This is a genomic window from Trichothermofontia sp., assembly GCF_053493415.1.
Window position 1 is genome coordinate 15,246 of record NZ_JBRCAD010000094.1, and the last position, 12,039, is coordinate 27,284.

Consider the following 12,039-nt stretch of genomic DNA (forward strand, 5'->3'; position numbering starts at 1 on the left):
CCGGCAAATTGTATTTCTCAACCGAGGTAAATGCGAGACTGATTGTGATCTATACAACCGGGGCAAAGATCAGACTGCTACGCAATTCTTGCTAACCAAATTTTGGTCATTGGTAAACCTGTGTCCGTCATGAGGAGCGATCGTGAATTTAGCTGAAGGCGTTCAATTAGTTTCATTAGCTGTCCTCTCCCTGATTGTGGTTGGGGGAGGGTTGGGGGTGGTCCTCCTGGCTAACATTGTCTATTCGGCCTTCCTATTGGGGGGCGTGTTTATTGGCATCTCTGGCCTGTATATCTTGCTCAATGCCGGTTTTGTGGCAGCGGCCCAAGTGTTGATTTATGTCGGTGCCGTTAATGTGCTTATCCTGTTTGGGATCATGCTGGTTAATCGCCAGCGCACCTTTGTTGACTCGCCTCGCCTCTGGGCACGTCGCCTGGTGACGGGAGTTGTCTGTCTGGGCCTGTTTGCCCTGTTAGGGACCGTTGCCCTAACAACACCCTGGAAACTCTCAACAGCGACGATCGCGGGCGATGCTGCCACCACCCGGATTGGCCAACACTTCTTTACGGATTTCCTGCTGCCCTTTGAACTGGCTTCTGTCCTGCTGCTGATTGCGATGGTCGGGGCTATTATCCTGGCCCGTCGCGAATACCTGCCCGATGCCCCCGCCGAACAACTTGCCAGCGAGTTCGCCCTAGCGGAACGGCCCCGTGAACCCGTCCTCCCAGGGCAACAGGGCCAACTCCCCGCTGGTGGCAATTAGGGGTTTGAATTTTGAATTTTGAATTAACCGAGCTATCCATGCAGTTACAATACTTTCTCCTCGTTGCTGCCGCCCTGTTTGGGATTGGCATCTATGGTTTGGTCAACAGTCGAAACGCCATTCGGGTGCTGATGTCGATTGAATTGATGCTCAATGCCGTCAATCTCAACCTGGTAGCCTTTTCTAATTACCTTGATCCTCAGGAAATTAAGGGTCAGGTTTTTAGTGTGTTTGTCATTACCATTGCGGCGGCGGAGGCGGCGGTGGGGCTGGCGATCGTGCTGGCGATTTACCGGAACCGCGATACCGTAGATATGGAGCAGTTCAACCTGCTGAAGTGGTAGGGGAAGGACGCTAGCTTAGCGATGAGACCGGGTGTATCAGTAGACCTCATGGGGCCAATGGGTGCAACTGAAGCAAGTCATTATTGCCCATAAGGCGGGGGAACCCAGTAGCCAACAGTTGGCCGAACGCTATGCGCGGCTGCTAGAGTCCCATGACTGTCATGTGCTGATGGGGCCAAGCGGCCCGAATGACAACCCCTACCCGGTATTTCTGGCCTCGGTACCCCAGGCGATCGATCTGGCCCTGGTCTTTGGCGGGGATGGGACGGCTTTGGCGGCGGCCCGCCACCTGGCCCCGGCGGGTATTCCCATCCTGGCAGCCAATGCGGGGGGGCATTTGGGGTTTTTAACGGAATCCCTGGAGCAGGTGCAGGACTTGGAACAGGTGTTCGCACGGCTAACGACCGATCGCTTTGCCGTCCAACGGCGCATGATGCTCCAAGCAGTCCTGGGGGAAGGGAACCAGCCCCATCCCCGTCCTCGTCCTTCTCCCCAGCCAGCCCCAGGGGCACCCTTCCTAGCCCTGAACGAGATGTGTATTAAACCTGCTTCGGCGGATCGGATGCTCACGTCAGTCCTGGAGATGGAAATCGATCGCGAAGTGGTTGATCAATACCAGGGGGATGGCTTGATTGTGGCCACGCCGACGGGTTCGACCTGCTACACCGTGGCGGCGGGGGGACCGATTCTCCACCCGGGGATGACGGCGATCGTGGTGACCCCCCTGTGTCCCTTGAGTCTTTCCAGCCGCCCGATCGTCCTTCCTCCTGGTTCTACGGTGAGCATTTGGCCGCTCCATGACCACGATTTAAGCACTAAACTCTGGACGGATGGGGTGCTGGCGGCTTCGATCTGGCCGGGGCAGCGGGTCGATATCCAGGTGGCCGACTGTCAGGCCCAGTTCATTATTCTGCGCGAGAATTATTCCTATTACCAAACCCTGCGGGAAAAGTTGCAGTGGGCGGGGGCGCGAATTCGTTATAACAATTTGCATCGACTTTAAGTGATAGCCATCATCATTCAGGCTAGGACAAGGGGCTTAAGCCTCTTGTTGATCACAGCCGCTGAAATGCCCTAATGAGTGTGACTCCGCTATAATTGCTCGCCATCGCCTTTACCCTACAAGGGGCATCGCAATCTGTTTATTCTCATTACGCTGGTCCTCAGTGTTGTTTTGCGTTTGTAGGGGCGACTTGAGTCGCCCAAACGGCCTGTTCTTGGACTTTTCAAACACCCACTAAAATCTTCGATCCTCAGCACCAAACCCGTCGGCAAAAGAATGGGGTTAGGGCTGTCGAGGCGCTATCAAATTGTCACCGACACGCATGGGGGAAACCTATGGTGCGAGTCCACCGAGGAACCAGGAACACGCTTTATCATTGAAATGCCCCTCAAAGCTGCGAAAGCCGCTTAAGCCACCGGCTAGCCTCCCCCTATGCAAAACAGACTCATTCTGCTCATTCTCCTCCTTAGCTTAGGGGCATCAGGGGTATTCACCTGGCAATGGCTGCGCGATCGCCAACGGGTCCATACCGTGGTGCTGGCCACCGGGGGCGAGGAGGGCGAGTATTATGCTTTCGGACAAGCCCTGGCCCAGGTCGTCGCCCGCCACCAACCCCAATTACAGATCCAGGTTAAAGCCACAGAAGGATCGCTCCAGAATCAGCAACTCCTGGAGGCGCGGCAGGTCGATTTAGCAATTCTCCAGAGCGATACCCTGGTGAGTCCTAAAACGGAAGCGATCGCCCTGCTTTTTCCCGAAGTGTTTCACCTGATCGCCCGTCGCCCGTCCCAAATTCAATCCGTCAGCGATCTGCGCGGCAAACGTATTGCCCTGATGCCCAAGGGCAGCGGTTCCTATCGCCTGTTTTGGCCCTTGAGTCAGCACTATGGTCTGGCGGAAACGGACTTTGTGGCCATGCCCATGCCCTCGGATGCGGCCTATGCGGCTCTGGAACAAGGTCGAGTCGATGCCCTGTTTCGGGTCATTGCCCTGGGAAATGCGTCGGTTAAGTCTGTGTTGGCGGATCAGCAGATGCAATTGGTGCCGATCGAGCAGGCTGCTGCCTTACAACTGGTGCTGCCGGCCCTCGAACCCGCCCAAATTCCGAAGGGAACCTACAACGGTGCCATTCCCATTCCCGCAACCGATCTGCCAACGGTGGCTGTCCGAGCCATGCTGGTCACGCGGCAGGATGTGGATACGCGACTGGTCCATGACATTACCCGCATTCTTTTTGAGGCCCGTAATGATTTGGTGGAGTATCGCCCCCTAGCGGCCCATGTGCGACGCCCCGACCCAGCGCGGGAGTTGGGGATTCCTTTTCATGCGGGGGCACAGGCGTTCTATAACCGGGAGGAACCGAATTTTTGGGTCACCTATGCGGAACCGATCGGGGTGTTGGTTTCCCTCGTGGTATTGTGTATTTCCAGCTTGTGGCAGTTCCGGATTTGGCTTCAGGGTCGCCAAAAGAACCGGGCCGATTCCTATAACCTGGAGATTTTGCATCTATTGGAAACCATCCCCACCCTCAACCATGCGGAGGAATTGGAGCAGGTCCAGCGTCAGCTTTTGCAGATGTTTGCCAAGGTGGTGGTGGATCTCGATCGCGATCGCATCTCACCGGAGTCTTTCCAATCCTTTACCTTCCCTTGGGAAGTGGCTGTCACCACGCTCCGCCATCGGGAAACCTTGCTCCGCAATCAGGCGCGATCGCAGGAATGACATCAGACCATCTGGGTCCTTTACCCTGCGCTAGCTGGTCAACTCTAGCTGGCCTCAGCCTGGGTTCTGGGCTAATCCCTGCTACCGGCAACCCTGCCCCCCTATCCGACTTACCCCATTCCCGCTGACCTATGCCCACTCCTCCCGCTTGGCTAGCGCAACCTTGGCTAGTGCAACTCCAGCAGCAACGGGTCATTGCGGTGATCCGCGTGTCGGACCTAGACCTGGGATTACAACTGGCCCAGGCAGCGGCGGCGGCGGGTCTCCGGCTGATCGAAATTACCTGGAATAGCGATCGCCCCACAAGCCTGATCCCCCGTCTACGTGAAACCCTGCCCGACTGCTGGATTGGGGCCGGGACCCTGTTGTCGGTGGCGGATCTCCAGCACGCGATCGCCGTGGGTGCCCAATTTTGCTTTACTCCCCATACTGATCCCACCCTGATTGCAGCGGCAACCGCCCAGAAAGTCCCCATCATCCCTGGTGCCCTCTCCCCAACCGAAATTGTGACGGCTTGGCAGGCGGGAGCGAGTAGTGTCAAGGTCTTTCCGATCCAGGCGGTGGGGGGGGCCAACTATCTGCGCAGTCTCCAAGGACCATTGGGTGACATTCCCCTGATTCCGACGGGGGGGGTAACCTGTGCCAATGCGCAGGAATTGTTAGCAGCGGGCGCGATCGCGGTGGGGCTTTCCCGTGATCTGTTTCCGATGGCTTGGGTGCAGGCAAGGCATTGGGACGCGATCGTGGCCCACATCCAGCAGTTTCATCAAAACTTACTCGATCCCAGCCTGCGGCAATCCCTTCCGCCAGATCCCAAGGCCGCTAGAGAAGACTGATCGGTCCCTGACCATTGGATGATAGCGAAGTATTGGCTATGCATGGCTTTCTTCCTCATCGTGCAAGGTTAGGATTTCGTCTTCTCTGGGGGCAAGGGCAGGTTCATTAAGATAATTGAACAGCCGGGACGGCTATCCCACAAGCGCACAACTCATCCCTCTGGGGTCGTGACAGCCGGGACGGCTATCCCACAAGAGAGGCATTTACTTACTGCGGAGACAACCTGATATGACTCAAGCTAATCCCTAACCCCAAGCCACCGCCACCGGTCAACCCGTTGCTCCCAGCAGCGCGATCGGCCCGATCGCTCCCCAGAGCCTCATCGTGCACGAAACCACTACCAGCGTGATCCTCGCGATCGCGGTCCTAATTTGCCTGCTCCTCAGCCACATGACCGTCCTCCTACACGTCAGCAAAAAATAGGCTGGATTAACCGCTTACTTATCCCTGGCTAGGCTATTGCGTCGGTCAGGCACTAGACTTGGGGAGCAAAACTTGCCCCCCGATAGATCGAGTCTATTGACGAATTCAACCTCTCTCGACATCTAAAGGAGTTCAACCGACCCGCGTCTAGAACATCACCCGCTTTAGTTTAGGATCAGTCTGTAGGTTGCCTGAAGAACACCGTTCTAGGCAGTCCTACCCAGTCAGAGTCAAGCGATCGCGCCCACGACGAATCCAACGTAATTACCAACGGCTCCCTCCGAATCACCCCACCCGCCTTACAATGACCCTATGTATCATCCAATCTGGCCCGGAAAACCCTACCCCCTAGGAGCCTCCTGGGATGGGAAAGGCACTAACTTCGCCCTGTTCTCCGAAAATGCGGATGGGGTTGTCCTCTGTTTGTTTGACGCGCAGGGACGCGAAACCCGTGTACCCCTAACGGAGTGTAACAACTTCACCTGGCATGGCTACGTTCCCGGTGTGGGGCCTGGTCAACGCTATGGCTACCGCGTTTATGGCCCCTATGAGCCGGAAGAAGGCCATCGCTTTAATCACAACAAGTTGTTGATCGATCCCTATGCTAAGGCGCTGGATGGCGATCTCGGACACGGGCCAGAACTCTTTGGCTACCTCTGGGATGACGACCCCGATACGGATCTTACCTTTTCCGAAGCGGATGATGCCCACTTGGTTCCCAAGGGCATTGTGATTGATGAAAGCTTCGATTGGCAGGGTGATCAGCGTCTCCAGATCCCCTGGCACGAAACCGTGATCTACGAAGCCCACGTGCGGGGCTTTACCAAACTCCACCCCGATATTCCTAAACATCTGCGAGGTACCTATGCGGGTCTGGCCCATCCCGCTGCGATCTCCCATCTGCAATCCCTGGGCATAACCGCGATCGAACTTCTCCCCGTTCACCACTTCCTCGCCTATCCCGGCCATCTCCTCAGCAAGGGCCTGAGTAGTTACTGGGGCTACGACTCCCTCAACTACATGGCCCCCTATTCCGGCTACAGTGCCAGTGGGTGCCAGGGCCAGCAGGTCGTTGAGTTTAAGCAGATGGTGAAGGCGCTGCATCAAGCGGGGATTGAGGTGATCCTGGATGTGGTCTATAACCATACGGGCGAGGGGAATCACCTGGGTCCCACGTTCTCCTTCCGGGGTATTGACAACGCCACCTACTACCGCCTCGTCGAAGATGACCTGCGCTACTACATGGACTTTACGGGCTGTGGTAACTCCCTGAACGTGCGCCATCCCCAGATCCTCAAGATGATCATGGATAGCTTGCGCTACTGGGTACTGGAGATGCACGTCGATGGCTTCCGCTTTGACTTGGCCTCGGCCTTGGCACGGGAACTGTACGAAGTCGATAGTCTGGCGGCTTTCTTCGACATTGTGCATCAGGACCCTGTCATTTCCAATGTCAAGTTGATCGCCGAACCGTGGGATGTGGGTGAAGGCGGCTATCAGGTGGGGAATTTCCCGCCCTTGTGGTCGGAGTGGAATGGGCGCTATCGGGATACGGTACGCGACTTCTGGCGGGGGGAAGATCAAACCCTAGCGGAGTTTGCCTATCGCTTTACGGGTAGCTCTGACCTGTACCAGAGTAATGGCCGCAGCCCCAGCGCCAGCATTAACTTCATCACTGCCCACGATGGGTTCACGCTCAATGATCTCGTCAGCTACAACGAAAAGCATAACGAGGCCAATGGGGAAGAAAACCTCGATGGCGAAAGCTATAACCGCTCCTGGAACTGCGGGGAAGAAGAGATTGACGAAGGGGAAACCGATAATCCCGACGTTCTGAAGCTCCGCCGCCGCCAACAGCGCAATTTCCTGGTTACCCTCCTCCTCTCGCAAGGGGTGCCGATGATCCTCGGTGGGGATGAAATGGGCCGGACCCAGCAGGGTAATAATAATGCCTACTGTCAAGACAATGAAATCTCCTGGCTGAATTGGGACCTCAAGGACGAAAGTGTTAGTTTATTAGACTTCACGCGCCAGTTGGTCTTTTTCCGGCGACAACATCCGGTCTTCCGGCAGCGCAAGTGGTTCCAGGGACGGGCGATCCACGGGACGGGGGTTGAAGACATTGCCTGGTTTAATCCGAATGGGGATGAAATGACGGAGGAGCAGTGGCAAATTGGCTTTGCGCGAGCGATCGGGATTTTCCTCAATGGTGAAGAAATTGCTGCGCCGGGTCCCCAGGGTGAACGGGTTATTGATGAGAACTTTTACATTTGTTTTAATGCCCACTACGAAGCGATCGACTTTACCCTACCCCCCCTGCTCCAGGGGCGCGAGTGGGTGATTCAGATCGATACGAATTTGGCCCATTTCCCCCAAGTGGGGCGTCACTATCGGGAAGATAAGCCGATTCCCGTGGGGGAGCGATCGATCGTGATCCTACGTCAGGTCCACCAATCCCGCTAACGGGAGGCGAGAGGGTATAGGCGGGAGGCGAGAGGGTATAGGCGAGAGACTCTGTCCTCTGGTCTCTGTCCGCTTCTGTCCACTAGAACCGGATTCTTGTATGGAATTAGTCTCTGTTATTATCCCGGCGTATCGGGCACAAGCTACCCTTCAACGCGCCGTTAATAGTCTCTTGGCCCAAACCTATCCCCATTGGGAAGCGCTGATTGTTGCCGATGATGGTGCTGATTATCGAGAAATACTCGATCCGTGTTCGCGCAGCATCCCCACCGGAGAATCGGTCCCGGACATTCGCATTCGCTATCTATCAACCCAGCAAGTGGGGGCGGGTTCCTCGCGGGCACGGAATGTGGGCCTGAGTCAAGTACAGGGCCAAATTGTGGCTTTTTTAGATGCTGATGATGAGTTTTTGCCCGACAAACTCGCCACGGTTGTCCCCCTAGTGCAGCAGCATAAATTAGTTTCCTGCGCGGTTGAAATCTGTACCGCTAGTGGGGAAATGCTCCGGGTGGTGGGTCAAAATACGATGCCTGATCTAGTCAGCACAGCCCAGTTTTTTGAGATCAACTTCTCGACCAATAGCATGGTGGTATTGGATCGCTCGGTTATTACCTGTACCTTCGATGAAACCCACCGGTTTTCCGATGATCTTGAATTCATGTTCCAATGCTTTGCCTTTGTTGATCGGTTCTATCATGTCCCCACGGTGTTGCATAAATATTACAAACAGCCCCAGTCGGTGACAGGTAGCATCAATTCGAGTAATAATGGCAGCAACTTTAATGTGGATTGTATCCGTTTCAAGGAGAAGTTAATAGCTCGACTCCAAGCGGGATATTATACTTTTGTTGATCCGGCAACCCAAGCGCATTTGCTCGACTTCTTAAACCTCTCAATGCAAGCGGAACTTCTGCTAGAGGAACGGCTGAAAACTCAACCCAATGCTCTTTTTGAAGAGGCGATCGCAACACTCGTCACCCAACGAAAAATGCAATCTTTGTAGTGCTGCCTCTAGCCTGAAACGACTAAACTCGCTACTACTAAGGACGCAAAATTTTATGTTGACTGTACTAGGCGGTGAACACCACTACAGCACTTCCATATTTAGTGAGGTACAGATAAGGGGCTTAAGCCCCTTGTTTACGAGGCTTGACAGTACTGCATTAGGGAGGGAACGGCTGTATTATTATTGGAAGGTTCGGTCATCACCTGACAGGCCATCTAAAACAGCCGCCGTGCAAGTTGGAATGAAGCAGCATGAGTCAGTTTGAATATAGCTTACCGGGTTTAAGGGGCAAGGTCGCGATCGTCACAGGCCATAAAAGTGGCATTGGAGCTGCAACCTATGCCCTCTTAGAAAAATTGGATGTCGCCGTTATTGGCTTTGATTTACCGGAATATGACCTAAGCAAAGGTGACAAAATTGCGGACTATGTCAATACCGTCATTCAAGGGTATGGCGATATTGATATTCTGATCAATAATGCGGGGATTACCCAAAATGGGACAATCCTGGAAACCTCATCAGACGATATCGATCGCGTCCTAGCCATTAATTTTAAAGCGCCCTTCCTCCTAATGCAGGCCGTGATTCCCTCCATGCTCAAACGGGGAAAAGGCGCGATCGTGAATAATGCCAGTGATCAGGCCCTGATTGGGAAAAAAGCCGCAGCAATCTATGGGGCTAGCAAGGCCGCGATCGCCCAACTCACCAAAAGTGCCGCCCTGGATTGGGGACCCCATCATATTCGGGTCAACTGTGTCGCCCCCGGCAGCACCGATACCCCCATGCTGGCGTTTGTGTTTAATGACTTAGCCCAACGCTATCAGCCCCAACAGACTGGAACGGACCTGCTCAATGCCTGCCGTGCCGCGATTCCCTTGCAGCGATTGGCCCAACCCACAGAAATTGCTTGGGCGATCGCCTTCCTGGCCAGTGATGCGGCATCCTATATTACGGGGGCAGTTATTCCCGTTGATGGCGGAGGGGTCGCCCAATAATGATGAACGCAACGCTGAACACTGCTCCTGACGTGAAGACGACCAAGGTGGCGATCGTGACCGGCGGTTCCAGGGGGATTGGCGCCGCGATCGTGCAAGCCTTAAAACACAACAACTGGCAAGTCGCCGCGATCGCCACGTCCCAAGAACGATTGCACGCCTCACCCGCCGACCTCAAACTGGTGTGCGACGTTACCGATCTGGCCCAGGTCAAAGCCACCCTCCAAACTATTATGGCAACCTACGGTCAGGTGAATGCCCTGATTAATAGCGCCGGGATCGCGGGGAGTAATGCGCTAGAACCGGAGAGTGATGACGATCGGTGGCACGCCATTATCAATGTGAACCTGCATGGAACCTATTACCTGTGTAAATATGCGCTACCCTATCTGGGGGATGGCGGCCAAATTGTCAATATTGCGTCGGTATTAGGCTTAAAGGCCGTCCCTGACCAAACCGCCTATTGCGCCGCTAAACACGCCGTCGTTGGTTTCACCAAAAGCTTGGCCCTCTATACCGCACCACGCCGGATTACGGTTAATGCCCTTTGCCCCGGCTGGGTACAAACCGATATGGCCGAGGCCCGCTTCATGGAATTGGGGCTGACCACCGTCGATGTGACGAAGGATATCCCCTTAGGACGCATTGTGCAACCCCGTGAGGTGGCCGCGCTGGTCATGTTCTTGCTCAGTGAGGCAGCGGCTAACATTACCGGCCAAACCCTTGTGATCGATGCGGGGGCAACCCTTTAAACCTACCGAGGCAAATAGCGATGGCTCACGACGCGTCATCAGGAGAATTATCCGACGATCGCCGTCGCGCGATTTCCCGCTGCAATTCCTCAATCTGTCGCCGTAAGGCGTCTGCTTCGCTGGCGGGGCGGGCTTCTGTGTTTACGGCTCCCTCCGCACCGGCCTGGGCATAGTCACCCGCTCGGATGCGGCGGTATTCGGCTGAGTTAGCCCACTCCTGCAAATAACGCACCCGCTCCACCGTAAAGGGATGGGTCAGGAAGGTGCCCTGGGCGACATTGTTGTACAGCAGGAACTTATAGACCTGGTTAAGGCTATCGTTATCCAATGCCTGGTAGCGATCGGCTTGGCGCAGAAATTCCTCCAAACTGCACTCGTTTAAGCGACGCGCACTGCCCCCCGCCAGCTTCATCATGGTTTTGAACACCAGGGGCAGATCATCGGTAACCAAAAGGGCGGCCCGATCGGCGGACAGTTCCGCCTTGCGCAACCACTCATAGAAGGCAAAGACCAACCCCCGGCTGATCAGGTTACTAATGCCAAAGGTCAAATCCCCAATAAAGAATGCCGCCTCCAACGCCCAGCGGGCCATTTGGTTGAGGGTTGTGTGGCCACACTTCACATGACCCAGTTCATGGGCGAACACCATGCGCAACTCAGACTCATCCAGCAGATCTAAAACCCCCGTATTCAAAATGACCGATGGCTGCTCCTGCCCTAGGGCGTAGGCATTGGCCATTGGGTTTTGCATCACAAATAAGGCTGGTTCTGGCGTAATGTCTAAATCCTGCACACAGTCCCGAAACAGGCGATAGAGACTGGCGTACTGACGTGGCCCCACCTGGATGCCGTTGCCCATGAAATAGACATAGTTGGGGCGCTCCAGGAAAAACTCCATAAACTTGCGGGCGGCTACCTCAAACCCTGGTAAACTGCGCAGGGCCTGCTCAGCTTCGCGATCGAGGGGATGGCGAAAGGCTTCGCTTGAAATTCCCGGATAACTTGGCATAACGCTCCCCTACTCCCCAGTCTCGACATCCAACAACACCTGCACCCACTCCGGCGGAGCCGGGATGGAACTGCCCAGGCGCTCTAGTAATAACCAGGCAGCCAGATGGACCACAAACAGATAAATCACACTGTTGATCAAGATGACAGCAACCGCGATGGCCTGGATCACCCATAGATCGGGTTGGGCCAATAACCCTAGCTTAGTAAAGATCCACTCCGCCAGGTTGGCGATCTGCACCATTGAGTAGGCCCAGAGATCATCCCCCAGCAAAATGGACACTAGCCAAATGCGAAAGAAAAACCCCACTGTATTTAACAGGGTCCCTAGGGCGATCGCGACCCACCAGTTCACCGCATTCCGCCAGAGCCAACCCAGTAACACCCCCAGCAACCCATAGGGGACAATGAACAAAATACTGCGCGTGGGTCCCATCAAGACCGACAAGAGCAACCCGGAAACCAACGTTGCCATCCAGGTTGCCCGCTGTCCCCAACGCAGATAGACCAGGGTAATGGGTAGGGGGAAAAAAATTCGTAACAGGGGACCGATCGGAAAATAATAATTGACCAGCCAAATCAAACTGGCGGTACTGGCCAAAAAGGCTGTTTCCACCAAGCTCAGGGGAGCCGGCAGGCCCAGGTGGGGTTCCGCTAAGGCTGGCGGCGATGGCGTTGCTGCGGGCATCGGAGGGCCAGTATCCGGTGGGGGGGGAGGATCAA

General features: G+C 55.2%; 12 protein-coding genes and 1 pseudogene. 10 read left to right on the forward strand and 3 right to left on the reverse strand.

What is annotated here, in order from left to right; translation table 11 throughout:
* The first annotated feature begins 142 nt into the window (after positions 1-142).
* The 6 genes and pseudogenes from ACWIUF_RS07965 to ACWIUF_RS07990 all read left to right on the forward strand — a co-directional run bounded on the left by ACWIUF_RS07965 (position 143) and on the right by ACWIUF_RS07990 (position 4,668).
* Positions 143-763: an NADH-quinone oxidoreductase subunit J gene (locus ACWIUF_RS07965; RefSeq protein ID WP_448571755.1), complete on the forward strand. Its 621-nt coding sequence runs from the start codon at positions 143-145 to the stop codon at positions 761-763.
* 38 nt (positions 764-801) lie between these two features.
* Complete coding sequence (gene nuoK, locus ACWIUF_RS07970; protein WP_448571767.1) at positions 802-1,107, forward strand: NADH-quinone oxidoreductase subunit NuoK; 306 nt, start codon at positions 802-804, stop codon at positions 1,105-1,107.
* A 61-nt stretch (positions 1,108-1,168) separates the two neighbouring features.
* On the forward strand, positions 1,169-2,110 hold the full coding sequence (locus tag ACWIUF_RS07975) for an NAD(+) kinase (RefSeq protein ID WP_448571756.1): 942 nt from the start codon (positions 1,169-1,171) through the stop codon (positions 2,108-2,110).
* Positions 2,111-2,344: 234 nt separating this feature from the next.
* Positions 2,345-2,521, forward strand: a pseudogene (locus tag ACWIUF_RS07980) (ATP-binding protein); the annotation flags it as partial.
* Positions 2,522-2,542: 21 nt separating this feature from the next.
* Positions 2,543-3,832, forward strand: a complete 1,290-nt coding sequence (locus tag ACWIUF_RS07985; RefSeq protein WP_448571757.1) for a TAXI family TRAP transporter solute-binding subunit — start codon at positions 2,543-2,545, stop codon at positions 3,830-3,832.
* A gap of 131 nt (positions 3,833-3,963) precedes the next feature.
* Positions 3,964-4,668: a bifunctional 4-hydroxy-2-oxoglutarate aldolase/2-dehydro-3-deoxy-phosphogluconate aldolase gene (locus tag ACWIUF_RS07990; protein ID WP_448571758.1), complete on the forward strand. Its 705-nt coding sequence runs from the start codon at positions 3,964-3,966 to the stop codon at positions 4,666-4,668.
* Positions 4,669-4,876: 208 nt separating this feature from the next.
* On the opposite strand, the gene ACWIUF_RS07995 is transcribed toward ACWIUF_RS07990, so the two are convergent.
* On the reverse strand, positions 4,877-4,999 hold the full coding sequence (locus ACWIUF_RS07995; RefSeq protein ID WP_448571759.1) for a hypothetical protein: 123 nt from the start codon (positions 4,997-4,999) through the stop codon (positions 4,877-4,879).
* A 405-nt stretch (positions 5,000-5,404) separates the two neighbouring features.
* Between ACWIUF_RS07995 and glgX the strand changes: the two genes are divergently transcribed.
* From glgX to ACWIUF_RS08015, 4 genes are all read left to right on the forward strand, one after another.
* The gene (glgX, locus tag ACWIUF_RS08000) at positions 5,405-7,555 is read left to right on the forward strand and encodes a glycogen debranching protein GlgX (protein ID WP_448571760.1); all 2,151 of its coding nucleotides are present in this window, start codon (positions 5,405-5,407) and stop codon (positions 7,553-7,555) included.
* 100 nt (positions 7,556-7,655) lie between these two features.
* Positions 7,656-8,558, forward strand: a complete 903-nt coding sequence (locus ACWIUF_RS08005) for a glycosyltransferase family 2 protein (protein ID WP_448571761.1) — start codon at positions 7,656-7,658, stop codon at positions 8,556-8,558.
* A 254-nt stretch (positions 8,559-8,812) separates the two neighbouring features.
* Complete coding sequence (locus ACWIUF_RS08010) at positions 8,813-9,556, forward strand: SDR family NAD(P)-dependent oxidoreductase (RefSeq protein WP_448571762.1); 744 nt, start codon at positions 8,813-8,815, stop codon at positions 9,554-9,556.
* The gene (locus tag ACWIUF_RS08015) at positions 9,556-10,308 is read left to right on the forward strand and encodes an SDR family NAD(P)-dependent oxidoreductase (RefSeq protein WP_448571763.1); all 753 of its coding nucleotides are present in this window, start codon (positions 9,556-9,558) and stop codon (positions 10,306-10,308) included. Before ACWIUF_RS08010 ends, ACWIUF_RS08015 begins: the two co-directional genes overlap by 1 nt.
* Before the next feature lie 25 nt (positions 10,309-10,333).
* Here the strand turns inward: ACWIUF_RS08015 and ACWIUF_RS08020 are convergent, their stop codons facing one another.
* Positions 10,334-11,317 carry a M48 family metallopeptidase gene (locus tag ACWIUF_RS08020; protein WP_448571764.1) on the reverse strand — a complete coding sequence of 328 codons (984 nt, stop codon included), beginning with the start codon at positions 11,315-11,317 and terminating at the stop codon, positions 10,334-10,336.
* 9 nt (positions 11,318-11,326) lie between these two features.
* Positions 11,327-12,039 (reverse strand): DUF2232 domain-containing protein (locus ACWIUF_RS08025; protein ID WP_448571765.1); only part of this gene is annotated, 713 nt, incomplete at its 5' end.